Origin of the sequence: Pseudomonas sp. TH49 (assembly GCF_016650625.1) — a bacterium.
GTDB classification, from domain to species: Bacteria; Pseudomonadota; Gammaproteobacteria; order Pseudomonadales; family Pseudomonadaceae; genus Aquipseudomonas; species Aquipseudomonas fluorescens_H.
The window spans coordinates 3,212,246-3,238,519 of sequence record NZ_JAEKFL010000001.1 but is presented as its reverse complement, the minus strand read 5'-3'; the positions used below and the strand labels follow the sequence as shown (position 1 = coordinate 3,238,519).

At 60.3% G+C, this 26,274-nt stretch carries 19 protein-coding genes and 1 riboswitch; of the genes, 5 read left to right on the top strand and 14 right to left on the bottom strand.

Annotation, left to right across the window (positions count from 1 at the left end; all coding sequences use genetic code 11):
* The first annotated feature begins 36 nt into the window (after window positions 1-36).
* Window positions 37-207: riboswitch (FMN riboswitch) on the top strand.
* Between the two features lie 101 nt (window positions 208-308).
* Entirely contained in the window at window positions 309-818 is a 510-nt protein-coding gene (locus JFU48_RS14670) for a 6,7-dimethyl-8-ribityllumazine synthase (RefSeq protein ID WP_047599675.1), read from the top strand.
* Between the two features lie 122 nt (window positions 819-940).
* Here JFU48_RS14670 and astE read toward each other — a convergent pair whose 3' ends face one another.
* The 7 genes from astE to JFU48_RS14635 form a co-directional block, all read right to left on the bottom strand.
* Window positions 941-1,951 carry a succinylglutamate desuccinylase gene (gene astE, locus JFU48_RS14665; protein WP_201136812.1) on the bottom strand — a complete coding sequence of 337 codons (1,011 nt, stop codon included), beginning with the start codon at window positions 1,949-1,951 and terminating at the stop codon, window positions 941-943.
* A 12-nt stretch (window positions 1,952-1,963) separates the two neighbouring features.
* A complete protein-coding gene (locus tag JFU48_RS14660) occupies window positions 1,964-2,254 on the bottom strand; it encodes a hypothetical protein (RefSeq protein ID WP_003227270.1) in 291 nt (96 codons plus the stop codon).
* A 57-nt stretch (window positions 2,255-2,311) separates the two neighbouring features.
* The gene (gene astB, locus JFU48_RS14655; RefSeq protein ID WP_103485849.1) at window positions 2,312-3,658 is read right to left on the bottom strand and encodes an N-succinylarginine dihydrolase; all 1,347 of its coding nucleotides are present in this window, start codon (window positions 3,656-3,658) and stop codon (window positions 2,312-2,314) included.
* 163 nt (window positions 3,659-3,821) lie between these two features.
* Entirely contained in the window at window positions 3,822-5,291 is a 1,470-nt protein-coding gene (gene astD, locus JFU48_RS14650; RefSeq protein WP_201137091.1) for a succinylglutamate-semialdehyde dehydrogenase, read from the bottom strand.
* Window positions 5,288-6,313 (bottom strand): arginine N-succinyltransferase, encoded by a 1,026-nt coding sequence (gene astA / locus JFU48_RS14645; RefSeq protein ID WP_003227276.1) that lies wholly within the window; start codon window positions 6,311-6,313, stop codon window positions 5,288-5,290. Before astA ends, astD begins: the two co-directional genes overlap by 4 nt.
* Window positions 6,314-6,364: 51 nt before the next feature.
* Complete coding sequence (gene aruF / locus JFU48_RS14640) at window positions 6,365-7,384, bottom strand: arginine/ornithine succinyltransferase subunit alpha (RefSeq protein ID WP_007951057.1); 1,020 nt, start codon at window positions 7,382-7,384, stop codon at window positions 6,365-6,367.
* A gap of 203 nt (window positions 7,385-7,587) precedes the next feature.
* On the bottom strand, window positions 7,588-8,808 hold the full coding sequence (locus tag JFU48_RS14635) for an aspartate aminotransferase family protein (protein ID WP_103522294.1): 1,221 nt from the start codon (window positions 8,806-8,808) through the stop codon (window positions 7,588-7,590).
* 309 nt (window positions 8,809-9,117) lie between these two features.
* On the opposite strand from JFU48_RS14635, the gene JFU48_RS14630 reads away from it, so the two are divergent.
* Complete coding sequence (locus JFU48_RS14630) at window positions 9,118-14,163, top strand: dermonecrotic toxin domain-containing protein (RefSeq protein WP_242486640.1); 5,046 nt, start codon at window positions 9,118-9,120, stop codon at window positions 14,161-14,163.
* A 26-nt stretch (window positions 14,164-14,189) separates the two neighbouring features.
* Here JFU48_RS14630 and argR read toward each other — a convergent pair whose 3' ends face one another.
* The 7 genes from argR to acs all read right to left on the bottom strand — a co-directional run bounded on the left by argR (window position 14,190) and on the right by acs (window position 22,246).
* Entirely contained in the window at window positions 14,190-15,182 is a 993-nt protein-coding gene (gene argR, locus JFU48_RS14625; RefSeq protein WP_003227280.1) for a transcriptional regulator ArgR, read from the bottom strand.
* Window positions 15,183-15,413: 231 nt separating this feature from the next.
* Window positions 15,414-16,178: an ABC transporter ATP-binding protein gene (locus JFU48_RS14620; RefSeq protein WP_003227281.1), complete on the bottom strand. Its 765-nt coding sequence runs from the start codon at window positions 16,176-16,178 to the stop codon at window positions 15,414-15,416.
* 27 nt (window positions 16,179-16,205) lie between these two features.
* Complete coding sequence (locus JFU48_RS14615) at window positions 16,206-17,318, bottom strand: M14 family metallopeptidase (protein ID WP_003227283.1); 1,113 nt, start codon at window positions 17,316-17,318, stop codon at window positions 16,206-16,208.
* A 1-nt stretch (window position 17,319) separates the two neighbouring features.
* Entirely contained in the window at window positions 17,320-18,018 is a 699-nt protein-coding gene (locus JFU48_RS14610; RefSeq protein WP_003227285.1) for an ABC transporter permease, read from the bottom strand.
* Window positions 18,015-18,704 carry an ABC transporter permease gene (locus JFU48_RS14605; RefSeq protein WP_003227287.1) on the bottom strand — a complete coding sequence of 230 codons (690 nt, stop codon included), beginning with the start codon at window positions 18,702-18,704 and terminating at the stop codon, window positions 18,015-18,017. Before JFU48_RS14605 ends, JFU48_RS14610 begins: the two co-directional genes overlap by 4 nt.
* A 91-nt stretch (window positions 18,705-18,795) precedes the next feature.
* A complete protein-coding gene (locus tag JFU48_RS14600) occupies window positions 18,796-19,569 on the bottom strand; it encodes an ABC transporter substrate-binding protein (RefSeq protein WP_003227288.1) in 774 nt (257 codons plus the stop codon).
* A 721-nt stretch (window positions 19,570-20,290) separates the two neighbouring features.
* Window positions 20,291-22,246: an acetate--CoA ligase gene (acs, locus tag JFU48_RS14595; protein WP_047599664.1), complete on the bottom strand. Its 1,956-nt coding sequence runs from the start codon at window positions 22,244-22,246 to the stop codon at window positions 20,291-20,293.
* Between the two features lie 439 nt (window positions 22,247-22,685).
* Between acs and JFU48_RS14590 the strand changes: the two genes are divergently transcribed.
* From JFU48_RS14590 to JFU48_RS14580, 3 genes are all read left to right on the top strand, one after another.
* Window positions 22,686-22,946: a DUF2790 domain-containing protein gene (locus tag JFU48_RS14590; protein ID WP_003227290.1), complete on the top strand. Its 261-nt coding sequence runs from the start codon at window positions 22,686-22,688 to the stop codon at window positions 22,944-22,946.
* Between the two features lie 553 nt (window positions 22,947-23,499).
* Window positions 23,500-24,750, top strand: coding sequence for a ribonucleotide-diphosphate reductase subunit beta (locus JFU48_RS14585; RefSeq protein ID WP_027612630.1), 1,251 nt, complete (start codon window positions 23,500-23,502; stop codon window positions 24,748-24,750).
* A gap of 125 nt (window positions 24,751-24,875) precedes the next feature.
* A protein-coding gene (locus JFU48_RS14580; RefSeq protein ID WP_201135842.1) for an IS3 family transposase occupies window positions 24,876-26,131 on the top strand; the annotation gives its coding sequence in 2 pieces (ribosomal slippage) (window positions 24,876-25,227 and window positions 25,227-26,131; 1,257 coding nt in all).
* Window positions 26,132-26,274: the final 143 nt, after the last annotated feature.

The window sequence follows — 26,274 nt, the reverse complement described above, 5'->3', positions numbered from 1 at the left end:
GATAAAAACGCTGCGCCGCCCGAGAAAGGGCGGCAAAAACGTTCTCAGGGCGGGGTGTAATTCCCCACCGGCGGTAATTGCGCGCAATGCGCATAGCCCGCGAGCGCTTGGCGACGACACGGCATTGGCGGTGATCGGCGGCAAGGTCAGCAGACCCGGTGTGATTCCGGGGCCGACGGTCATAGTCCGGATGAAGAGAGAACGGGATTGACACCAAAGGGCCGCCCGCGCGCTTGTGTGCTCGTGCGTACCCTTGAATCCCTTTCGATTCATAACGCCCTGTTTTTCACACAAACAGGAGTCAGAACATGCAACCCACCGCTATCGACAGCAAAACCAAACACCCTCACGGCGAGCGCGTTGCGTTCATCCAGGCCTGCTGGCACAAGGAAATCGTCGACCAGAGCCGTAAAGGCTTCGTCGCCGAAATGCTGGCTCAGGGTTATCAGGAATCGGACATCGATTTCTTCGAAGTCGGCGGCGCCTTTGAAATGCCCCTGCACGCCAAGTTGCTGGCCAAGACCGGTCGTTATGCCGGCATCGTCGCGGCGGCGCTGGTCGTGGACGGCGGCATCTACCGTCACGAGTTCGTTGCCCAGTCCGTAGTCAGCGGCCTGATGCAGGTGCAGTTGGAAACCGAAGTGCCGGTGTTCTCGGTGTCCCTGACCCCGCATCACTTCCATGCCGGTGAAGAACATCAGAAATTCTTCTTCGAGCACTTCGTGCACAAGGGTCAGGAAGCGGCGCGGACTTGCGCGGATACGCTGCAGAAGGTTCGTGCGCTGCGTCGCAGTGAGCCGCGTGCGGTCGCCGTCTGATCACGAAACCAAACCTGTAGGAGTGAGCCTGCTCGCGATAGCGGAGTATCAGTCGACCACGATGGCGACTGACACATTGCGATCGCGAGCAGGCTCACTCCTACATTGGATAGGTGTTGAACTCAGGCGAGATGTTCGTCGGTGGTCGGCACGATCAGGATGCCGGCACGCAAGCCGTTCTTGACCTTGGGATTGGGGAAGATGATCCGCGCGCCCTCTTCCTCGATGATCCAGCGGGTATTGGCCAGATCTTCGGCCAGCACATAACCCACATCCAGCTCGGAAAAGTTTTCGATGTCCGCCGGCAGGTTCAGGCGGAACGCATCGCTGTGCTTGATGATTTCCCGGGCGACGCTGAACAGCTGCAAACCCTCCAGACCTTCTGCAGCCAGATCCGGCTCACTGCCTTCGATGATCTGCTTCAGACGCGTTTCCAGCCGCGACACATCCACCCCTTCGTTCTGCCCGAACGGCCGCGATTTGCCCAGTTCCAGGGTGAAGGCCTCGGCACCGAGCTTGTCGTAGGTATAGGAGCTGAACACAATCGACGGCTTGTTCTGCAGCAGCACCGCCTCCATCCCGGCGGCACGCAGGCGCGCCAGTTCGCGGCGCGAATGCTGGCGACCTTCTTTCCACGGGTACAACGCGAACTGCTCGATCTTCGAACCACGAATCGCCGTGTGCAGGTCATAGTGCAGACGCTGACGGTCCGGCAGGCTGAAGAAACTTGCCGCCAGCCGTTCCAGCTCGCAGGCGCGGATGGCTTCGGAGCCGCTGGTTTGTTCATGCCGGCCGTTGAACAGCCGATTGACGTCCTGCTCGACGAAGCGCTCGCCTTTGCGAATGGCTTCCGGGTTACCGAACAGGAACAGAATGCGTGCACGCGGCTTCAGATCGCCGCGAGCGATGTCATGCAGCAGCCGATCGAGCAACTCGATCGGCGCTGTTTCATTGCCGTGGATGCCTGCCGACAACAGCAGGTCCAGGCCATTGTCGCGCGCTTCGGGTGGCCGGACTTCCAGCGCACCCTCGCTCAACCAGCGCATGCGCACGCCTTCGACAGTCAGTTGAGTCTTCTCCGCCGGTTCGCGGCCGGCGAGGGTCAGTTCAAGCAGTTTGCCGAGGGCGAGCATAGAGCGGTTTCCTTAGTGGTCGTGGTTGCAATCCGGGCCGTGCACATGTTCCTCGTCATCGCCGAGGTCAGCCGGTTCCATTTCCAGTTGCAGACTTACCAGATTAGTTGCCAATGGGCGCAGCAGCAGGTTGGCGTACTCTTCGTCACCTTCCTCGACGTCCACGCCGATCAGCAGTTGGCCACGGCCGTCCTGCTGGATCCACAGCTCTTTGCCTTGCCACATGACCGCGACGCGGGTGCACGAGGTTTGCAGTTGCGTGCCGTCGGTGTCTTCAAGGATCAGCTGCAGGGAATCGCTCATGTTTTTACTCTCTTGGGTAGACAAGCCGCGCGTCGCGTTCAGGCGACGCGCCGGCCATCAATTGATCTGGAATGGATAAACCGCGCCCAGTTTAAGGATTTGCGTCAGTTCATCCAGTGCCGTCCGGCATTCAAGCAGCAACTGCGGGTCCGCCAGATCGGTTTCACTCAGGCGGTCGCGGTAGTGCTTTTCAACCCATGCGGTCAACGAACCGTACAACGGGGCCGTCATGATAACCCCTGGATTGACGGCCGCCAGCTCGGTTTCGTTGAGCGCGACGCGCAGTCGCAGGCACGCCGGGCCACCGCCGTTCTGCATGCTTTGCTTGAGGTCGAAGACTTTCACTTCGCGGATCAGGCCGCCGGAGCTGGTCAGACCTTGCAGGTAGTTCCACACGCGCTCGTTGCCCCGGCACTCTTCCGGCACGATCAGCAGCATCGAACCGTCAGGACGCGACAGCAACTGGCTGTTGAACAGGTAAGAGCGCACGGCGTCGTCGACGGTGACCGCCGAACGCGGCACACAGATCGACTGGAACTTGCCGCCGACTTTGGCCAGTTTGCGCTGCAACTCGGCCAGCATCTGCTCGGTGTCGAGGAACGCATCCTCGTGATAGAACAGCACCTCGCCGTTACCCACCGCGATCACGTCGTTGTGGAATACGCCCTGGTCGATCACCGCCGGGTTCTGCTGCGCGTAAACCACGCCTTCGTCACGCAGACCGTGCAGACGCGCCACCGCTTGCGAGGCTTCCAGGGTCTGACGCGCCGGGTACTTCTGTGGCGCCGGGTAACGGGTGTCGAACGCACTGCGACCGAACACGAAGAACTCGACACCGGCCTCGCCGTACTCACGGCAGAAACGCGTGTGGTTGGCCGCGCCTTCGTCACCGAACTGCGCAACGGCTGGCAGTGCGGCGTGATGGGCGAAGTGCTGCTGATCAGCAAACATCGCGCCGAGCACGCGGCTGGTGGTCGGGTGTTCGATGCTGCGGTGGTATTTGCAGTTGAGGTTGGCGGCGGTGAAATGCACGCGACCGTCAGCGGTGTCGGCACTCGGGCTGACGGTGGCGGCGTTGGCCACCCACATGCTCGATGCCGAGCAACTGGCAACCAGCAACGGCATGGCTTCCTTCGCGGCGCGCTCGATCACTTGCGCGTCGGTGCCGCTGAAACCCAGACGGCGCAAAGCGGCCACGTCCGGACGTTCCTGTGGCGCCAGCACGCCTTGCTGAAAGCCCATTTCCATCAGCGCTTTCATCTTCGCCAGGCCTTGCAGCGCCGCTTCCTTCGGATTCGAAGATTGCTGGCTGTTGCTCTGGGACGCAACGTTGCCGTAGGACAGACCGCCGTAGTTATGGGTCGGCCCCACTAGACCGTCAAAATTGACTTCATAGGATTTCATCAGCGAGGCTCCACGAGAATCTGTTGTTATAGGCTTCAATTAACAATTCAGTCAGACCGCGTCGCGGCTATCGCGAGCAGGCTCACTCCTACAGGTTTGGCGGGGAACACCCATGTTGTGTACGACACAAATCCTGTAGGAGTGAGCCTGCTCGCGATGGCCGTTACGCCATTTTGATGCCAGGCGTCAGGGCCGCAGGCAGCGTCAGGCTCGGGGTTTCCAGCGACGCCACCGGGTACGCGCAGTAATCTGCGGCGTAGTAGGCGCTGGCGCGATGGTTGCCCGAAGCCCCGACACCGCCGAACGGCGCGCTGCTCGCGGCACCGGTCAGCTGTTTGTTCCAGTTGACGATACCGGCGCGGCTTTCCAGCCAGAACTGCTGATAACGCGCTTCGGAATCCGACAGCAAACCCGCCGCCAGACCATAAGCGGTATCGTTGGCCTCAGCGATCGCCGCAGCAAAATCGGCGTAGCGAATCACCTGCAGCAACGGGCCGAACAGCTCTTCGTCCGGACGCTCGGCCACCGCCGTCACGTCAAGAATGCCCGGGGTCAGCAATGCCGACTGCGCCTGCGGCTGCGTCATCTCCAGCAACGCCACCGCGCCATTGGCCAGCAGGTGTTGCTGGGCATCCATCAGCGCTTTCGCCGCGCCAAGGGAAATCACCGAGCCCATGAATGGCGCCGGCTGTTGATCGAACGCACCGACTTCAATCGTCGAGCTGACTTCCACCAGACGCTTGAGCAGGCTGTCGCCCCACGCGCCTTGCGGCACCAGCAGACGACGCGCACAGGTGCAGCGCTGACCGGCGGAGATGAAGGCCGACTGAATGATCGTGTAAACCGCCGCGTCCAGATCAGCCACCTGATCGACCACCAGCGGATTGTTGCCGCCCATTTCCAAAGCAAGAATCTTGTCCGGACGCCCGGCGAACTGCTGGTGCAGGTGATTGCCGGTGCGGCTGGAGCCAGTGAAGAACAGACCGTCGATGCCCGGGTTCGCCGCCAGCGCGATGCCGGTTTCGCGAGCGCCTTGCAGCAGGTTCAACACGCCGGCCGGCAAACCGGCCTCGATCCAGCACTTGACCGTCAGCTCGGCGACTTTCGGCGTAAGTTCGCTCGGCTTGAACAGCACGCTGTTACCCGCCAGCAGTGCCGGCACAATGTGCCCGTTCGGCAAGTGGCCCGGGAAGTTGTAAGGGCCGAACACTGCAACCACACCGTGTGGCTTGTGGCGCAACACAGCAGTGGCGTCGCCCAGCGGGCCGCTCTTCTCGCCGGTACGCTCGCGGTAGCTCTGCACCGAGATCGCGATCTTGTTGACCATGCTGGTGACTTCGGTCGCGGCTTCCCACAAAGGCTTGCCGGTTTCCTCGCCGATGGTGCGGGCCAGTTCGTCGCTGTGGATTTTCAGGGCGGCAGCAAAGGCTTCGAGCACGCTGATACGCTCGTCCAGCGAACGCCGCGCCCAGCCCGGAAACGCCTGACGCGCAGCCTGCACGGCGGACTCGACCTGAGCGGCGGTAGCACCCTCCCCCGACCACAGCACTTGCTGGGTCACCGGGTTCAGTGATTGAAAAGCTTCGCCCTGACCGGCCAGCCATTCACCTGCGATGTATAGCGAATTCATTATTTCGACTCCCGAGCAGCAGACAACGCCACGGCGCGCACTTGATCGCCAGCGTTGAGTTGAAGACGTTTGGCGGTCTGCGGATCGACCACCAGCGTGCCAGCGGCCAGACGGGCCGGCGCAGCCGTTATGCGGCAGTCTTCGCGCTTGCGGTTATGGATGATGAACGGTGTGGCGTCATCGCCCGGTGTACCGATCGCCAGCACCAGCGCTTCGCTGTCGCGGACTGCGCGGATCTTGCTGGTTTCGCATTCGATGGCCGGGCCGGCGTCGAAGATATCGACGTAGCCTTGATAGCTGAAACCTTCGCTCTTGAGCATCGCCAGCGCCGGCTCGGTGTCCGGGTGCACTTGGCCGATGACGTTGCGCGCATCCGGTGACAGGAAGCAGGTGTACAGCGGGAATTTCGGCATCAGTTCGGCGATGAACGCCTTGTTGCCAACCCCGGTCAGGTAATCGGCCTGGCTGAATTCCATCTTGAAGAAGTGCCGACCGAGGCTCTCCCAGAACGGCGAACGACCGGCTTCATCGGACACACCGCGCATCTCGGCGATGATCTTGTTGCCGAACAGCTCAGGGAACTCGGCGATGAACAGCATGCGCGCCTTGGACAGCATGCGGCCGTTCAGACCGGTGCGGTAATCGGCGTGCAGGAACAGCGAGCACAGCTCGGAGTTGCCGGTCAGGTCGTTGGCGAGGAACAGCGTCGGAATCTCGCGATAGATGTTCAGCTCTTGCGAGGCGCTGACGGTCAGGCCGACGCGGAAGTTGTACCACGGCTCACGCAGACCGACCGCGCCGGCGATGGCGGAAATCCCCACCACGCGACCGTTGTCGTCTTCGAGCACGAACAGGTAGTCCGCATCGCCACGGCCGGCTTCGCCGCGAAAGGTCTTCTCGGCCCAGCCGACCCGGTGGGTCAGGCGCTCTTCGTTGGCCGGCAAAGTGGTCAGGCCGGTGCCGGTGCTGCGGGCCAGGTCGATCAGCGCGGATAAATCGCTGCTGCGTACGGGACGAACAATCATGCTATCTCCTCAAACGGGCCGCCTTCGCCACCCGTGAAACTCGCTAAGGCGTTAAACCGCCACCAGGCGCACGCTGGCACCTTCACCGACGCCCAGGGCTTCGGCTGCTTCCAGATCCAGGGTCACCGGTTTGCCCGGCGCGTAATCGAGTTCCAGCAGCACCGCGCGGTAATCCTGCAACTGCGCGTTGGCCACCAGATACTGGCGCCCGGCGCCTTTGACCGGCTCGCCGATCTTCACCGGCACCACACGGCTCTGAGCGATCGAACGGATCCCCGAAACACGCGCATGCAGGGTCGGGCCACCGTCGAAAATGTCGATGTAGTGATCGGTCTCGAAGCCTTCGCGCATCAGGATGTCGAAGGTGATCTGCGCACGCGGGTGCACCTGGCCCATCGCTTCTTGAGCGGAATCCGGCAGCAGCGGCACGTAGATCGGGTAATGCGGCATCAGTTCGGCGAGGAACGTGCGGCTCTTCAGGCCACACAGGCGCTCGGCCTCGGCGTAGTTGAGGTCGAAGAAGTTGCGACCGATGGCGTCCCAGAACGGCGAGTCGCCGTTCTCGTCGCTGTAGCCGACGATCTCGGTCACCACCGAATCGGCGAAACGCTCCGGGTGGCTGGCGACGAACAGCAAGCGACCACGGGAGTTGAGCTCAGACCACGGCGAACCCACCAGCTCGCGCTGCACGTAGAAACTGGTCAGCAAGCTATTGCCGGTCAGGTCGTGGCATTGCGAGAGCACGTGGATCTTGTTGTGGATCTTCAGCTCGCGGGACGCGTGGACGAAGGTCTCGTTGCGGAAGCTGTAGAACGGCTCCGAGTAACCGGCCGAGGCAACGATCGCCGAGCAGCCGACCAGTTTGCCGGTGGCGGTGTCTTCGAGGACGAAGAAGTAGCTCTCTTCACCGTTGAAGCTCACTTCGGCGGCGAACGAGGCTTCGCTTGCGGCGATCTTGTCGCTCAGGCGTTCCACGTCATCCGGCAAGGAAGTGACACCAATCGGGCTGTCCGCGGCCAGACGCTGTACCTCGCCCAGATCAGCCATTTGCGCAGGGCGCATCACCAGCATGGTGTCACTCCTTTTCTCTTATAAAAATCACAGAAAAAACACCGAACATTGTGGGAGCGGGCTTGCTCGCGAATGCGGTGTATCAGTCAGCGTAGATGTCGACTGATACACCGCATTCGCGAGCAAGCCCGCTCCCACATTTGATATTGCCCGGTATCAAAAATTGGGTTCGACGCCCAAATCCTCAGGCGTCGAAGGGTCTATCAGGCTTGCGTCAGTGTTGCCGCGGCGCGTTCGAAGCGGTCCAGACCGGCGTCGATATCGGCATCTTCCACCACCAGGCTCGGGGCGAAACGAATCACGTCCGGGCCAGCCTGCAGAATCATCAGGCCTTCTTTTTCAGCGGCGTTGAAGATGTCCTTGGCCTTGCCTTTCCAGGCTTCGCTCAGCACACAACCGATCAACAGACCGAGGCCACGCACCTGAGTGAACAGGCCGTACTTCTCGCCGATCTGCTGCAGGCGGGTCTTGAATTTGTCGTGCTTGGCGTTGACGCCGTTCAGCACCTCAGGGGTGTTGATCACGTCGATCACTGCCTCGGCAACGGCGCACGCCAGCGGGTTGCCGCCGTAGGTGGTGCCGTGGGTGCCGACGACCAGATGCTTGGCCAGCGCTTCGGTGGTCAGCATCGCGGCGATCGGGAAACCACCGCCCAGGCTCTTGGCGCTGGTCAGGATATCCGGGGTCACGCCGTAATGCTGATAGGCGAACAGGTGACCGGTTCGGCCCATGCCGGTCTGCACTTCGTCGAACACCAGCAGCGCGTTGTTCGCGTCGCACAGTTCGCGGGCACCTTGCAGATAAGCCAGTTCGGCCGGCAGTACGCCGCCCTCACCCTGGATCGGTTCGAGCACGACCGCACAGGTCTTGTCGGAAACCGCCGCTTTCAGCGCGGCCAGGTCGTTGTAAGGGACGTGGGTGATGCCGGTGATTTTCGGACCGAAACCGTCGGAGTACTTCGACTGGCCACCGACGTTGACGGTGAACAGGGTACGGCCGTGGAAGCTGTTGAGCGCGGCGATGATCTCGTACTTCTCGCTGCCGAAACGGTCGAACGCTACGCGACGGGCCAGCTTGAACGCGGCCTCGTTGGCTTCAGCGCCCGAGTTGCAGAAGAACACGCGCTCGGCGAACGTGGCGTCGATCAGCTTGTGCGCCAGACGCAGGGCCGGCTCGTTGGTGAACACGTTGGATACGTGCCACAGCTTGTTCGCTTGCTCGGTCAAGGCACCGACCAGCGCCGGATGCGCATGGCCCAATACGTTAACGGCGATGCCGCCGGCAAAGTCGATCAGCTCGCGGCCGGCCTGATCCCAGACGCGGGAACCGGCGCCACGCACCGGAATGAAAGCGGCAGGCGCGTAGTTGGGAACCATTACCTGGTCGAAATCGGCGCGTTGTACCGCAGCGTGCTCAACGGACATCGGAGTCTCCTGATGAGGGCCACCCGCCTGAAACTGGCGAGCGATGGGGGGATTGTAAGGACAGTTTTCAGCCCGGCCTTGCCGCCAAGCGACAACTTCTTATAGCGCAAACCCCGGATTTTCCCGGGTTTACGGCAATGCGACATATAGCGTCGCAAAGGCGCAGTTTAAACTGCGCGCCGCCGTTTGCGCAGACGTACTCGGGATCTTACGCAAGAGAGTTTTATGGGGTGCGGTATATATGTACCGCACATCGAATCTATGGCCGGTGTTTGCTATGGACCTTTCCCAGGCAAATGGCCTCACCCCATGATTCACGAAACCACCTCCACCCTCGCGACACTGCCCGACGCACTGCTGCTTCCCCGGCAGGACGCACACTATCAACCGCTGCTCCAAGCCATTCCGACATGGTTGAGCAAGGCTGCAGCACACAAGCGCGAAGCTTTGAAACAGGCCAGTCCTCTACTGCCCGTCAGCCTCGTGCGAGCCTCGCGCAACGACCATGAAAAGCTGCGCACGCTGAATGCCGCGCACTGGACTGCACACAACCGAGTCGAGCAAAGCCTCGCCCGCCTGCAAGACGCCAAAACCTTCGCCGAACCGTTACTGCGCGCCGAGCTGCAAAAACGCTTTGGCCTGCTGCTGGATGTCAGACAGGTTTTCCTGCGCCTGTACCTGCCAGCTCATGTTCCGTGGCTGCGAATCAAATCGGGCGCCGCGCGCACCTGGACCGTCTCGCTGCTGGACGCCGCGCTGCACAATTTTGAAAGCAGCGAGACCACCGATGACGCTTTCGAACCCGCTTCGACCTATATCAGCCAGCCTTCACCCGAAGGCCGGTTCCGCATATTGCCGGGCATGCTTGAGTCGATGCCGATCATCGCCTTCACCCGCCTGTGCCGCGAACTGGATATCGGCCGGCGCTACAGCGTGTATCTGCAAGACAACCTGGGCTTGAGCAATCCGCTGGTCGCGGCGGTGCTGCAAGCCAGAGTCTGCGCCAGCGAAAAAGCCGCGCTGGTCGCCGCCCTGCAGATGGCCTACATGCAAAAAAACCTCGGTGCCGATGTGCATCGCCTGATTCTCGGCCTGCTCGATGGCTTGCAGCATTTGCGCCTCAATCGTCAGGCGTGGCAATGCCATGCGCTGACGATGCTGGACGCCAGCCTGACCGGCATCGTGCTGTTCGCGCCGAACCTTGAAGCAGCAAACGCGCCAGCGCGGGTGGTGGTGTACCTTCCCGATGACCCGCTGCACCCGGTCAAGGAGTACGCCAGCACCGGCGCCTTCACCGAGGAGCTGGCCCAGCGCCTGCGCGATCCGCAATACCAGGCCTTTTTCAGCCGCTTTATCGAGCATGCCGACCGCGGTCATTTTTTCGGCCGGTTGAACAACCTCCTCGGCCCTGTCACCTGGCAACCGGTACAGACCGGCGACCCACGCCCCACCTGGCGCGAGACCTCGACTGAACGCCCGCTCCTGCAAATAGCCGCGACCGCGATTCGCGCTGAGCTGTTCACCTATCTGTACCAACGCAAGCTCGACAAGATGCTCAACGATACCCGCGTCATCGCCGTTTCGACCGCCACGGTCGATCGCAAAGCGCGGTGGGCACTCTGGGATTCCTTCACCGAAATCGCCCAGACCCTGCTCAATATCGTCGCTTTCGTCGCCCTGCCATTCGTGCCGTTTCTCGGTGAACTGATGCTCGCCTACACCGCCTACCAGATGCTCGACGAGGCGTTCGAAAGTATCGTCGACTGGGCCGAAGGACTGCCACGTGAAGCCCTCGGGCACTTCATGGGCGCCGTGGAATCCGTTGTGCAAGTCGGCACCTTTGCTGCCGGAGGCGTCATCACGGCCGGCGAGTTTCGTGCACTGCTGCCGAGCGATGTCGTCAAGTTCATCGACCGCTTCATTCCGGTGAAGGCCGCGAATGGCAAGACCCTCTACTGGAAGCCCGACCTGCGCCCCTACGAATTGCCCGGCGCCCTGCCCAAAGACCTGAAAACCGACGCATTGGGCCTGCAACACCACCAAGGCAAGACCCTACTGCCCCTGGGACAAAAGCGCTATGCCGTCAGCCGCGCCGCCGAAACGGGCGCGCATCGCATCGACCATCCGACGCGTCCCGAGGCCTACAAACCGGCCCTGCGGCACAACGCCGCCGGCGCCTGGCAAACCGAACTCGACCAGCCACTGGGCTGGGACCGCGCCACCGTGCTGAGCCGCAGCAGCCCGTTGATGCAGCGTCTTCCCGCCGAGCTGCAAGAACGTCTGCTGAACATCAGCGGCTGCGAAGAAAACGCCTTGCGCCAGATGCATGTCGAGCTCGGTCAGTTGCCACCGCTGCTGGTCGACACGCTCGAACGCTGGCAGATCGACCAGGACCTTCAACTGTTCATCGAACAGGTCGGCAGCCACCGTGCCGAGGACTACCTCAAGGCCGATCCCGCCAGCCAACTGCAACTGCTGTTTGACCACGGCCACTGGCCCGCCGACTGCGGCCTGAAACTGATTGATCGTCAGGGGCGAACCCTGTGGCGCAGTCCCGTCGCCGATGTGCCATTCATCCAGATTGAAGGAACACGGCTGGACGATGGCGACCTGCTGAAAACCTGGCTGCGACGTCTGACCCCTGCACAAAGAAACACACTGCTGGGCGAAGCCCCGCAGGCACCGCCCCCCACGCCAGAGGCCGGTGCCACGCGCCTGCGCCACACCGTTGCGGAACTGGCGCAACAGCAGCGCCAACGCCTGTTCGAAGATCGCTATCGCCAACTGCAACGGGGTGCCGGCGCGCTGACCCAGGCATTGATGGACGCCGAACCCGGCCTGCCCAGGCATCTGGCCCAGGCGATCGTCGAAACCGCGAGTGACACCGAGTGTCAGCAACTGCAGCGCTCGACGCTGTCCCAGCGTCTGGTCGAACTGACTCAGGAGGCGCGCCTGCAAGTGCGCGCAAGCCGAGCCCTGGAGGGCCTGACGCTGAAAGCCACAGCGCACAATCTCGACACGGATCGTCTGATCCTGCACACGCTGCCACGCCTGCCGGGCTGGTCGGATTCGTTGCGCCTTGAAGTCAGGCATTACAGCCGCAACGGGCGCCTGCTCGACAGCATTGGCCCGCAGAGCGCTACCATTCGCAGGACACTGGTGCTGACTGAACAGGGTGACTATCAGCCCTTCGATGAGACCGACCAACCACTGCGCACCTCCGGCTCACTGTCATCCAGCCTGCTGCAAGCCTTGCCAGACACCGAGCGCTCGGCGCTGAACATCGGCACTGGCGAAATGACCGAGTTCGAACAACTGATTCGCCAACACTCGTTGCCCCGGGAAACGCTACTGGCACTGCTCGCACAAAACCCGAACCGCAAACCCGCCTACGACCCGACGATCATGCGCTTGCGCGGAGGCGCCACCGGCCATCGGCGCATGCCCACCGACACGCCGACCTTGCAAACACACGCGCACTGGCTGCTGCCGCACTTGCTTCCGGAAGAGCTGGAAGAATTTGTCGCCCGCCTGCAACGCCACCCGAATGGCCCGCGCAGCGAGCTGTACCGGTTGATCACCGAGCGTCAGCGCCTGGTCGCAGTCCTCGATCCGTGGGTCGATGCGGTGCCCCAAGTGCACCCGGAAACCGGGGTCCAGCTCAACACCGAGCAGTACGCCATCCAGCGCCAGCGCCGACGGCAAATGCGCGTCGACCTCATCGACTGCTGGAAGCAACAGGTGGTGCTGCCGGAAGACACCGAACACACGATCGATCTGCGCCTGTCCCATCCGATTCTCGGCGAGCTGCCGCAAGTGGAGGTCAATTTCAGTCACGTGGATTACCTGACGATCGAAGGTGTCGCCGGCACTCGGGGGGTGCACGGGTTCCTCAACAACTTCTCCGGCCTGCGGCGCCTGGTGTTGCGCAGCATGCCTCTGGGCGAACTGCCGCAAGCCATCAACCGTTCACCGCAACTGCGCGAACTGGTGCTCAGCGAGTGCGGCATTACCCTGACGCCCGAAACTCAAGCAACACTGGCAGCCCAGACAAATCTGAAAATCCTCGACCTGTTCCACAACCCGCTGGGCCTTGCGCCCAACGTCGAGAGAATGGCCAGGCTGAGTTACATCGACGTCTCGGAAACCGGCATTTCGACGCTGCCGGCCGGCCTGTTGTCGCGCCAGCAACTGCGCACCGCATTGCTCAATGACAACGCGATCGAAGCGTTACCCCCGGCACTTTTCGAACTGCCCAACAACATTCCGGAGGGCTTCGACCTCGGGGGTAACCCGATCGGTGCCGCAGACCGCGAACGGATCAAACATCACTTCAATCAAACCCGTCAGGACTTCGGCGTACTGGCCGAGTCCGCCGACCTGCAGCGCGTGCAAGCGCTGTACACCCAGATGGATCAGGAACAGGCCAGCGAGCTCTTCTACCTGCTGCCCGGCACGCTGGCTGAGGGCCGAGTCGAGCTGACGCGCCGCGAGTCCGAGTTTCGCAACATGAGCGACAGCCTCGCCGACTGGAGCACCGAACACCCCTTGCTGCATCCGATCAGTGGCGAACCCTTTACCCTCGAAGAGGTACTGAACGAGCAGGAAGCACGCCTCGAATTCAAGAACCGCATCGAACAGAGCTGGCGCCGGGAAACCGAACAGGATGATTTTGATCAGGACAGCCAACCGCTCTACGACCTGAACCTGTCCATGACCATCACCGGTGATCTGCCCGCGCTCAACGCCGACTTTTCCCACCTCACGCATCTCTACATGAGGAGCCGACCGGGACACACCTCTGGCACTGCGGAGTTTCTGCAGACCTTTCCCAACCTGAAGGCGCTGACGCTCTACCAGTTCCGGCTCGAACAGATTCCTGCGGCGATATTCCGGATGGCCGACCTCAGCTACCTGTCGCTCTCGGAATGCCACATCACCCTGACCCGCGAAACGGCTCTGGAGCTGGCGCAAATGGAGCGCCTGGATCATCTGGATCTGAGCGACAACCCACTGGGAGAAATTCCGGATGTCAGCCAGATGAGCGACCTGTCGACTCTGCTGCTGGACAACACCGGCATTACCGGCCTGCCCCGTGGCTTGCTGCAGCTCGAACATCTGGATGTCGTCGCGCTGGATTGCAACGCTATCAGCGATATCCCCAGCGACATCCTCGAACTGCCCGAGGAGCGCGCAGACAAAATCAACCTGCGGGACAACCCGCTCTCTGAAATCAGCATTCAACGGCTGATCGCCTACTTCAGAAAATACCGCATCGACTTTGGCGTGGAGGCGGTCATCGACCGCGCGGAAATGGAGGTGTCGACGTCCGAAGAATCCGAAGCCGACGAGTGATGTTCAGCGCGATTGGCCGGGACGCGTCAACCGCGCTCCGGCGGCACCGACGACAGTTCGAACGGACTGCTGCTGCGCCGCTGGTTGCGATCTTCCCGCGGCGTGGCGCCGAAGAAGTTGCGATAGGCGCTGGAGAAATGCGGCCCCGAGGAGAAACCGCAGGACAGGCCGATCTGGATGATCGACTTGCTGGTCTGCATCAACATCTGCCGGGCCTTGTTCAGGCGCAGTTCCAGGTAGTACTGGCTCGGCACGCGGTTGAGGTATTGCTTGAAGATCCGCTCCAACTGCCGACGGGACACGCACACGTGCTGGGCGATTTCGTCGGTGGTCAGCGGCTCTTCGATGTTGGCTTCCATCAGCAACACGGCTTGCGTGAGCTTCGGATGGCTGGAACCGAGGCGGTTCTGCAATGGGATGCGCTGACGCTCGCCGCCCTCGCGGATGCGCTCGACCACCAGTTCTTCGGACACCGCACCGGCCAGTTCCGCACCGTGATCGCGAGCCAGCACCGCCAGCAGCAGGTCGAGTACCGACATGCCGCCGCACGCGGTCAGGCGATCGCGATCCCAGTCGAACAGGTGACTGGTGGCGATGACTTTCGGGAAGCGCTCGGCGAAATCGTCCTGCCAGCGCCAGTGCACGGCCGCGCGGTAGCCGTCGAGCAGACCGAGTTGCGCCAACGGATACACGCCCGCCGACAGGCCACCGATCACGCAACCGGCCCGCACCAGTTGCTTGAGCGCGCTGCTGAGTGCCGGGGCCAGGGTGGTCGGCGGCTCGTCGGCGAGCAGGAACAGTTTCTGGAAGTTTTCCAGCTTGCCGGTCCAGGCCTCGCCGGGCAGTTGCCAGGCGCCTTCGGCCGTGGCTTCGGTGCTGGCTTCGGCCTGCAGGAACGACAGCTCGTAAACCACCTCCGGGTGCACCCGCTGAGCAACACGCAAGGCCTCCTCCGCCAGCGCCAGCGTCAGAGCTTTAGTGCTGGGCCAAATCAGGAAACCAATTCGATGGGCAGTCATGGGCGGGCAATCCGAAACGAAGAACGGTGATGAAGGCATGGGCCAATGCTAGCCCGTAATCGAAACTGTCGCAGATCCATTGTGGGAGCGGGCTTGCTCGCGAATGCGGTAGATCAGACACCAATGATGTCGACTGAAACACCGCTTTCGCGAGCAAGCCCGCTCCCACAGAGGGCCGAGCAAGTCTTCAGGTCGCGAAGCATGACCTAATTTGGTGCGTAACGGGAGCGATTACTTGAGGCTACCCGACAGGAACTGTTGCAAGCGCTCGGATTGCGGATTGACCAGCACTTCGCGCGGGTTTCCGCTCTCTTCCACCACACCTTTGTGCAGGAACACCAACTGGTTCGACACTTCACGGGCGAAGCCCATTTCGTGCGTGACCACGACCATGGTGCGACCTTCCTGAGCCAGCGCTTGCATGACTTTCAGCACGTCGCCAACCAGCTCCGGGTCGAGGGCCGAAGTCGGTTCGTCGAACAGCATCACTTCCGGCTCCATCGCCAGCGCACGGGCGATCGCCACACGCTGCTGCTCGCCACCGGACATGTGCCCCGGGAACGCGTCTTTGCGATGGGCCACGCCAACCTTGTTCAGGTAGTGCTCGGCCTTCTCGCGCGCTTCAGCCTTGGACACGCCCAGTACGTGGACCGGCGCTTCCATGATGTTTTCCAGCGCGGTCATGTGCGACCACAGGTTGAAATGCTGGAACACCATCGACAGGCGCGAGCGCATGCGTTGCAGCTGTTTCGGATCAGCGGCTTTCAGCGCGCCGTCCTTGTTCGCCACCAGCTTCAGCTCTTCGTTGTTGAGCAGGATCTTGCCCGCGTGCGGCTGCTCAAGCAGGTTGATGCAGCGCAGGAAAGTACTTTTGCCGGAGCCACTGGAGCCGATGATGCTGATCACATCGCCGGCTGCCGCTTTCAGGGACACGCCCTTGAGCACTTCGTGACTGCCATAGCGTTTATGCAGGTCTTGGACTTCAAGTTTGTACATGCGGTCGGTTCTCACAAAAACAGTCAGTCAGTCGTTGAGCAAGCGCCCGTGACGCAGCGCTTCGCGCCCCGCCACCTTGGCCAGCCAGAAACCGGGTTGGGCATAGCGCAGCCGTTCAATGGCAAACAGCACCCCGGACGTACCAGCACACACCGTGCTGACCCGATCGGACACAGGGTCGATCACTTCGAAAATCTCATCCCCGGCTTCAACCCACTCGCCGGGTTTACGCAGAAAACTCACCACACCGGGGTGCGGTGCCAACAGTAATTCAGTGCCTTCGAACGGCATGCCTTCGCACGCTTCGTTGGCCGGTTTCGGCCACTCGCCCGTGATCAGGCCCTGCTCGGCAAGGAACGCCAGAATGCCTTCGGCCCAGGCCACCGCATCCGCGCGGTCGGTATTGGCCTGACCGCCGAGCTCGACAGTGGTCGCCAGGCACGCCAGCGGAATCTGCGCATCCGGGAACTGCCGCGACAGACGCAACCACGGCAACGAGCACGCTTCATCGAAGGAGCTGCCGCCGGAATCTTCCGCCAGCAACCCGACCTTCACATTCAGGTGCGCGGCCAGCGAACGCCACTGCGGCCAGTGCTGCGGCAGCGCATACATGTGCAGCGCGGCTTCAGCGTCGCAATGCAGATCGAGCACCACGTCGGCGGTGCAGGCGTGGCTGAGCAAAACGCGCTGCATGCCTTGCAACTGGCTGCTCGCCTCGGGCAATGCCGCCAGATGATCAGCCATGGCCTGACGGATCAGGCGAATGTTGGCGTGCGGATCGTCACCGAGACGCTCGGCCAGCGCCGCCGCGACCGGTGCGCTCAGCTCGACGAAATCACGGTTGAAATTCTTGCCGCTGCCCGCCTCGAAACGCCCCTGATGATTGCCTTGCAGCAACTGACCGAGGCCCAGCGGGTTGGCGACCGGCACCAGTTCGATCACGCCGTTGAGCAGGCCCTGGGCTTCGAGTTCGCCGAGACGCTTTTTCAGCTCCCAGGCGGTGCGCATGCCCGGCAGTTCGTCGGCGTGCAGGCTGGCCTGGATGTAAGCCTTGCGCTCGCCGCTGCCGAAGCGGAAGACCGAGATCTTGCGCTCGCTGCCCAGGTGGCTCCACGGCAATACGTGGTCGATGCGTTCCATATCAGTGCTTCCGCGGGGCCAGGTAGCTCAACCAGCGGCGCTCGGCCAGCTTGAACAGCTTCACCAGAATGAAGGTCAGGCACAGGTAGAACACGCCGGCGGTGATGTACGCCTCGAACGGCAGGTAGTACTGCGCGTTGACAGTACGGGCCGCGCCGGTGATGTCGATCAGGGTCACGATGGACGCCAGACTGGTGGTCTGCAGCATCATGATCACTTCGTTGCTGTACTGCGGCAGCGCCCGGCGCAGGGCCGATGGCAACAGGATGCGCTTGTACAGTTTGAAGCGCGACATGCCCATGGCCTTGGCGGCTTCGATCTCGCCGTTCGGCGTGGCCTTGAGGCTGCCGGCAATGATCTCGGCGGTGTAGGCGCTGGTGTTGATCGCGAACGCCAGGCACGCACAGAACGTGGCGCTGGACAGCCACGGCCACAAGAAGCTTTCACGCACCGCTTCGAACTGCGCCAGACCGTAGTAGATCAGGAACAGTTGCACCAGCATCGGCGTGCCGCGGATCACGTAGGTGTAGAGCCACGCGGCGCCATTGACGATCGGGTTCTTGGAGACGCGCATCAGGCCCAGCGGCAGTGCCGCCAACAGACCGAACAACAGCGACAGCGCGAGCAGTTTGAGGGTGGTCAGCAGGCCGCCGAGGTACAGCGGCATGGCCTCCCAAATGACGTTGTAGTCGAAGATCATAGATCAGCCGCCCTTACGCCTACCGAGTAGCGCTTCTCAAGGTGACGCAGCGCCAGCAACGAGACACTGGTGATCACCAGGTACATCGCCGCCACTGCGAGGAAGAAGGTGAAAGGCTCGCGGGTGGCATCCGCCGCCTGCTTGGCCTTGAACATCATGTCTTGCAGACCGACCACCGAAATCAGCGCGGTGGCCTTGGTCAGCACCAGCCAGTTGTTGGTGAAACCAGGGATCGCCAGACGAATCATCTGCGGCACCATCACCCGGAAGAACACCTGAAAACTGCTCATGCCGTACGCCATGCCGGCTTCAGCCTGACCTTTCGGGATCGCCATGAACGCGCCACGGAACGTCTCCGACAGGTACGCACCGAAGATGAAACCGAGGGTGCCGATACCGGCGGCCAGCGGGTTCAGGTCGATGTAGTCGTCATAACCGAGCATCGGCGCGACGCGGTTGAGCAAGTCCTGACCGCCGTAGAAGATCAGCAGGATCAGCACCAGGTCGGGAATCCCGCGGATCACCGTGGAATACAGATCGCCCAGCCACGCCAGCCAACGAATCGGCGACAGGCGCAACGCGACCCCGATCAGCCCGAGAACGATGGCCAGGGCCATGGACGACAAGGCGAGCTGAAGCGTCAGCCATGCGCCATCGAGGATGACAGCCCCGTAGCCTTTCAACATGATTCAGGTCCTCGAAAGTTGGGATGAAAAAATGGCGCAAACCGCAGAGATCCTGTTGCTTGCGCCATTTCTGACTTGTCGCAGAGACGTGTTACTTGCCGTAGATATCGAAGGCGAAGTACTTGTCCTGGATGGCTTTGTATTTACCGTTTTCACGGATGGCCGCGATGGCCGCGTTGATCTTGTCTTTCAGCGCGTCGCCCTTGCGCACAGCGATGCCCACGCCGTCGCCGAAGTATTTGACGTCGGTGAACTGCGGACCAACGAAGGCGAAGCCTTTGCCGGAATCAGTGTTCAGGAAGCCGTCCTGCAGCAGAGTGGCGTCAGCCACGGTACCGTCGAGGCGACCAGCGGCCACGTCGAGGTAGATTTCGTTCTGCGAGCCGTATGGCTTGATCTCGGCACCCAGCGGGGCCAGGACTTCGCGAGCGAAACGCTCGTGGATCGAACCACGTTGCACACCGATGTTCTTGCCCTTGAGCTCAGACAGGTTGTCGCTGACAACGGTGCCTTGCTTCATGACCAGACGGGCCGGGGTGTTGTAGTACTTGTTGGTGAAGTCCACGGATTTCTTGCGGTCTTCAGTGATCGACATGGACGACAGGATCGCGTCGATCTTGCGCACTTTCAGTGCCGGGATCAGACCGTCGAACTCTTGCTCGACCCACACACACTTGACCTGCATCTGCTCGCACAGGGCGTTGCCGATGTCGTAGTCGAAACCGACGATGCTGCCATCCGGCGCTTTGGAAGCGAACGGAGGGTAAGCCGCTTCGATACCGATCTTCAGAGGTTTTTCATCAGCGAAGGAATTCAGCGACAGCACGGACAGTGCCAGGGCGCCAAGCAGCACAAGTTTCTTCATCTTGGGACTCCATCGGTAAAGGGCAAAAACGGCAGAGTGAGCGACAGCCCAATATGCGAATGGGTGAATCGGGAAAGCGGCGCAGCATCGGTGGGAAATTTCCCATTGAAACCCTCGGGGGTTTCAACGTCAGCCACGATGAGCGAGTGATCGGCATTCTAACGACAGGCCCGAAGCCGATATTTCTTCAATGCGACAACTAATTACAGATGCACAGAGAAACCCGCTTGAGCGCATTGACAGCCTTGCAAATTCATGCAAGAGCGAAAGACAGTGAACCGATCTATGCTGCAAATTGCGGGCCTATTATTCGCAAACCCTTCTAATCCGGCAAGCGCAGCGTTGTGTCTTATTTTTCACCGGGCGTTTTAAGGCTCTAAAACGGGGCATTGCGTTTCCCTTCGCCCCGCTGCGGGGCGGGCGGTTACACATTTGGTTACTCGGACGAGTGCGGGTAACAGCGGGAAAGGGCTTGCGCAGGAAATCGATAATTATTGGTTGGGTGGGTTTGGATTCCGACAGCGAAGTACACCGCCGCCTGACAGATCGCCTTCGCGAGCAAGCCCGCTCCCACAGGTTGATCGCATCCTGTCTGAAAGAATGCAGGCCCACTGTGGGAGCGGGCTTGCTCGCGAAGAGGCCGGCCCTGCCACCCCAAAACTTCCAGACACAAAAAAGCCCCGCCCGGCATCACCGGACAGGGCTTCTACAGAGCTAACGCTTACGCCACATTCATCGTCTTGTGCGTATCAATCAAATGCTGCACCACACCCGGATCCGCCAGGGTCGAGATGTCCCCCAACCCATCGTACTCAGCCGTAGCAATCTTGCGCAGAATCCGCCGCATGATCTTGCCCGAACGGGTCTTCGGCAGCCCCGGCGCCCACTGGATCACGTCCGGCGAAGCAATCGGGCCGATCTCTTTGCGCACCCAGTTCTTCAGCTCCAGACGCAGTTGCTCACTCGGCTCTTCACCATTCTTCAGGGTGACATAGACATAAATGCCCTGCCCCTTGATGTCGTGCGGCACACCGACCACCGCTGCTTCGGCGACTTTCGGGTGCGCAACCATGGCGCTTTCGATCTCGGCGGTGCCCATGCGGTGGCCGGAGACGTTGAGCACGTCGTCCACACGTCCGGTGATCCAGTAATAGCCATCGGCGTCACGACGCGCACCGTCACCGGTGAAGTACATGCCACGGAAGGTCTTGAAGTAGGTGTCGACAAAGCGGTCATGATCGCCATACAGCGTACGCGCCTGACCCGGCCACGAATCGAGAATCACCAGATTGCCCTCGGCCTCGCCCTCGATGATGTTGCCGAGGTTGTCGACCAGCGCCGGCACCACACCGAAGAACGGACGTGCCGCCGACCCCGGCTTCAGCGCATGCGCACCCGGCAGCGGACTCATCATGTTGCCGCCGGTTTCGGTCTGCCACCAGGTATCAACGATCGGGCAACGCGACTTGCCGACGTTCTTGTAGTACCAGTCCCAGGCTTCCGGGTTGATCGGCTCGCCCACCGAACCGAGCAGACGCAGGCTGCTGCCATCAGCGCCTTCAACGGCAGCGGTGCCCGACGCCATCATCGCGCGGATCGCGGTCGGTGCGGTGTAGAGGATGTTGACCTTGTGCTTGTCGACGATCTTCGCCACCCGGGTGATGTCCGGATAGTTCGGCACGCCTTCGAACAGCAGGGTGGTCGCGCCATTGGCCAGCGGGCCGTAAACGATGTAGCTGTGGCCGGTGACCCAGCCGACGTCGGCGGTGCACCAGTAGATTTCGCCCGGACGGTAGTCGAACACACGCTCGTGGGTCATCGCCGCATACAGCAGATAACCGCCAGTGGTGTGCTGCACGCCCTTCGGCTTGCCGGTCGAGCCGGAGGTGTAAAGAATGAACAGCGCTTCTTCAGCGCCCATCTCTTTCGGCGCGCAGACGGTGCCCGCCACTTTCATCAGGTCTTCGTACCAGATGTCGCGATGCTGGTTCCACTTGATGTCGCCACCGGTGCGCTTGCACACGATGACTTTCTGGATGCTGCTGGTTTCCGGATTGGTCAGCGCGTCATCAACGTTGGCCTTCAGCGAGATCTTCTTGCCGGCACGGATGCCCTCGTCAGCAGTGATCACCACTTTCGATTTGCAATCGATGATCCGCCCCGCCAGCGCTTCCGGCGAGAAGCCGCCGAACACCACCGAGTGAATCGCGCCGATCCGCGTGCAGGCCAGCATGGCGACCACGGCTTCGGGGATCATCGGCATATAGATAGTCACCACGTCGCCGCGGTGCACGTCCTGACCACGCAGGGCGTTGGCCAGTTTGCAGACTTGTTCGTGGAGTTCGCGGTAGGTGATGTTGCGGCTTTCGGAAGGGTCATCGCCTTCCCAGATGATTGCGATCTGATCGCCGCGCTCGGCCAGGTGACGGTCGAGGCAGTTGTAGGAAACGTTCAGGGTGCCGTCGGCGAACCATTTGATGTCGACATGGTGATCGTCGAAGGAAGTCTGCTTCACCGTGGTGAAAGGCTTGATCCAGTCGAGGCGCTTGGCTTGCTCGCGCCAGAAACCGTCAGGGTTGACGACCGACTGCTGGTACATGGCTTTGTAGGTCGCCTCGTCAGTCAGCGTATTGGCCAGAACCTCGGGACGAACGGGATACAGAGAAGCCGCACTCATCTTTCTTACCTCGGTGAAATAGTTGTTTTTGTATGACCCCGTTGTAGCCGGGCCGGGCCCATAGAACCATTCGACGATGGTAGTAACAAGCCCTGCGCCCTCAAGACCCCCACCCCTGTAGGAGCTGCCGAAGGCTGCGATCTTTTGATCTTGCCCTTTAAAAACAGGATCAAAAGATCGCAGCCTTCGGCAGCTCCTACAGGAGATTTTTGGTGTTTTGCGGCGATTGTTACCAAAACCGCGAAAAGTGTTTATCAAAACCCCACCTGTTTACCCCCACCCCACCTCCCTAAAATCCGCATCGCCGACAAGGCAAACCGATTAACAACGTTACAGCCCCCACGAAGGCCGTTAATCAACTTATCCAAGTAATGAAGTTCCACACGCAACCCTAAAAAGGTTGCGTGACCCCACTCGACCTCAAAAAGGTAAATCTGAAATGAAAGCTTTATTGGTTCTGGCCCTCAGCAGTCTGTGCGCAACCGCCATGGCAGACGAGGTCCCGACTGATGTCGCACAGCAACAACCGGCTATCGAGGAATACACTTACTCGACTCACCTGGACATCGCCAACGTAGTGTCCATGAGCGAAGTTCCAAACGTCTGCGAAGTTGTTCCGATGAAAATGGAATACGACGACTCCAAGGGTCAGCGTCACATCCTGCGCTACAGCGTGATGGGTAACGGCTGCACCAATTGATGATAGAGACTGTACCGAATCGGACCGCTCAGCGCCTCATTTTAGGGTCGATTACAGCCCGGCTTCGGTCGGGCTCAGTTGTGTCTGGAGTCGTCAAAAATGCTTGCAAAACACTAGATGTAGTGAAAAACCGGTTTTTTTGTTCGTTTTTTGAGCAAATCCACAATCGCGAGATTTTTACGAAAAAAAATCTATCCCCGGCAAAGCCCTGTAAACCCGCACTCTCATCGAAAAACCAGCCTCCTCGACCGCTCCATGCGCGGATTCGCCTCAGCACAGCCGTGTTTTTTTCCCTATAATGCCGCCCTAATCGGGTCAGCAATATTCCCTTACAGGGAACAAAAGCCATTCTGAAGCCCCGCAGCAGCGTCAACGCTGATCTGCGCCCGTCAGAGGCTCTCGGAAACCCGTACAAAATTCTGTTTTATTGCCTGCCTTAGCTGCTGCAAAAAACGATTCCTTAAGATCCAACGCGGTCTGTACGACCGTGTGAAAAACCAACCAATCAGGTTTCACACGGGGCGACAGGCCCTCACGCAGGAGACGACACGTCATGCTGAGCTGGGACGAATTCGACAAAGAAGACAGTGAAGTAGCAGCAGTGAAAGGCGCCAACGCCGGCCACGCTACTGAAGCCAACATGGACCGCCTCGACAGCGCCGGCGGTGCCGCAGCGCTGGAAGCCCGCGCCGTGACCGCCGACGACTCGGCCGCCGTGGCCCGCGCCAAGGCAGCACTGGATTCCCTCGACGTCGCCGAAGGCCTCGCCGAACTCGAAGGCGCCTCCGCCCGTGTCGCCGTTGACGAAAAGCGCATGATCAACTGCCGCGCCGACCTCAACCAACTCGTACCTTTCAAGTACGACTGGGCCTGGCAGAAGTATCTGGACGGCTGCGCAAACCACTGGATGCCGCAAGAAGTCAACATGACCGCCGACATCGCCCTCTGGAAAAACCCGGAAGGCCTGACCGACGACGAGCGCCGCATCGTGATGCGCAACCTCGGCTTCTTCTCCACCGCCGACTCCCTGGTTGCCAACAACCTGGTCCTGGCCGTGTACCGCCTGATCACCAACCCGGAATGCCGCCAGTACATCCTGCGCCAGGCCTTCGAAGAGGCGATCCACACCCACGCCTACCAGTACTGCATCGAATCGCTGGCCATGGATGAAGGCGAGATCTTCAACATGTACCACGAGATCCCGTCGGTCGCCAAAAAGGCAGCCTGGGGCCTGAAGTACACCCGCTCGATCTCCGATCCGAAGTTCGAAACCGGCACCCCGGACACCGACAAAGAACTGCTGCGCAACCTGATCGCCTACTACTGCGTTCTGGAAGGCATCTTCTTCTACTGCGGCTTCACCCAGATCCTCTCCATGGGCCGCCGCAACAAAATGACCGGCGTCGCCGAGCAGTTCCAATACATCCTGCGCGACGAATCCATGCACCTGAACTTCGGCATCGACGTGATCAACCAGATCAAAATCGAAAACCCACACCTGTGGGATGCCGAAATGAAGGAAGAAGCGACCCAGATGATCCTGCAGGGTACGCAGCTGGAGATCGAATACGCCCGTGACACCATGCCTCGCGGCGTACTGGGCATGAACGCGGCGATGATGGAGGACTACCTGAAGTTCATCGCTAACCGTCGTCTGTCGCAGATTGGTTTGAAGGAAGAGTATCCAGGGACGACTAACCCGTTCCCTTGGATGAGCGAGATCATGGACTTGAAGAAAGAGAAGAATTTCTTTGAGACTCGCGTGATCGAATACCAAACTGGTGGTGCGTTGAGCTGGGATTGATCTTCTAGAAATGGAACTATTTAGTTAAGACACATAAAAAAGCCCTGACATTCAGGGCTTTTTTTCATTTATTGTCGCGTCCTGAATAAGGTTTACACCTTCTGACCAATCTTCAGGAGGATTCAATGGATACCGGAAAAAGGCGGAGCCAGCGCGATTACACGCTAGCTTTTAAATTGTCAGTCGTAGATCAAGTCGAAAAAGGCGAGTTGAGTTATAAAGAGGCTCAACGGCGCTTTGGCATTCAAGGCCGGTCCACGGTACTGGTTTGGTTACGCAAGCATGGCCGACAGGACTGGAGCCAAGGCGCCTCAATCCGAGCGCCGCGGAGCAGGCCGATGACCGACCCCAACCTACCGCTGACACCCGAACAGCGGATCAAAGAGCTTGAAGAACAGTTGGCGCTGAGCAATCAGAAGGCCCAGTTCTTTGAAGCTGTCGTGAACGTCTTGAAAAATGATTACGGTGTGTCCATCGTAAAAAAGCGACCCGGCAAGTCCTCTCGCAAGGGCAAATCCAAGACCTGAGCATTACCAGGGCTTGCCTGTTTATGGGCATTTCGCGCCAAGCGTATTACAAGCGCAACCGAGCCTTTGACGCGAGAGTTTGCCAAGACCAGCAGGTAGTGGAATTCGTTCTGGAAAAGCGTCGGCGCCAGCCGAGGCTTGGGACGCGCAAACTGCACCACCTGATGCTAATTGAAGCTGCAGCGACGCTACGTGTCGGTCGAGACCGCCTGTTTTCTATCTTGCGAGAGGCGCGAGAGCTGGTTCCTCGCAAACGTGCTTATCATAAAACCACGCATAGCCATCATCGCTTCCGCCGTCACCCCAACCTACTCAAAGCTGGCCCGGAACAAGTTGTAGCCAGCAGACCTGAGCAGGTTTGGGTCGCAGACATTACCTATCTCCCAACGCGGGAAAGTGTCGCTTACGTTAGCCTGATAACAGACGCGTACTCACGCAAAATCGTGGGTCATCATGTGCACAGCAGCCTGCATACGGAGTCGGTGGTCAGGGCGCTGCAGAAGGCTGTTAGTCAGCGAAAATCCGATCAACCGCTCATTCATCATTCAGATCGCGGAGCCCAGTATTGCTCCGACTTATACCAACGGATGCATACCCGGCATGGAATCAGGTGCTCAATGACTGACGGTTATGATTGCTATCAGAACGCTATGGCGGAGAGGGTAAATGGGATTTTGAAGACTGAGTTTTTGCTGCATCGCCCCAAAGACCTGGCGGATGCAGTGAAAATGGTGGATGAATCGGTGCAAATCTACAACCGGGAGCGGCCGCACTTAGCCCTGAAATACAAAACGCCCGATGCGGTGCATCGGGCGTTTGAGACTGAAACAGGTGTAAACCTATTTCAGGACTAGACATATCTAACACCATAACTGGGTGAGCCCTGTTTGCGCCGTTCCCTAAATGAGGAGAAAAAATAACTTTTGCCCCTTGGACTATTTTTGCGGGGCCATAGACACTAGAACGATGAAAGAACACTTTAGCCTGAGCAGGCTTA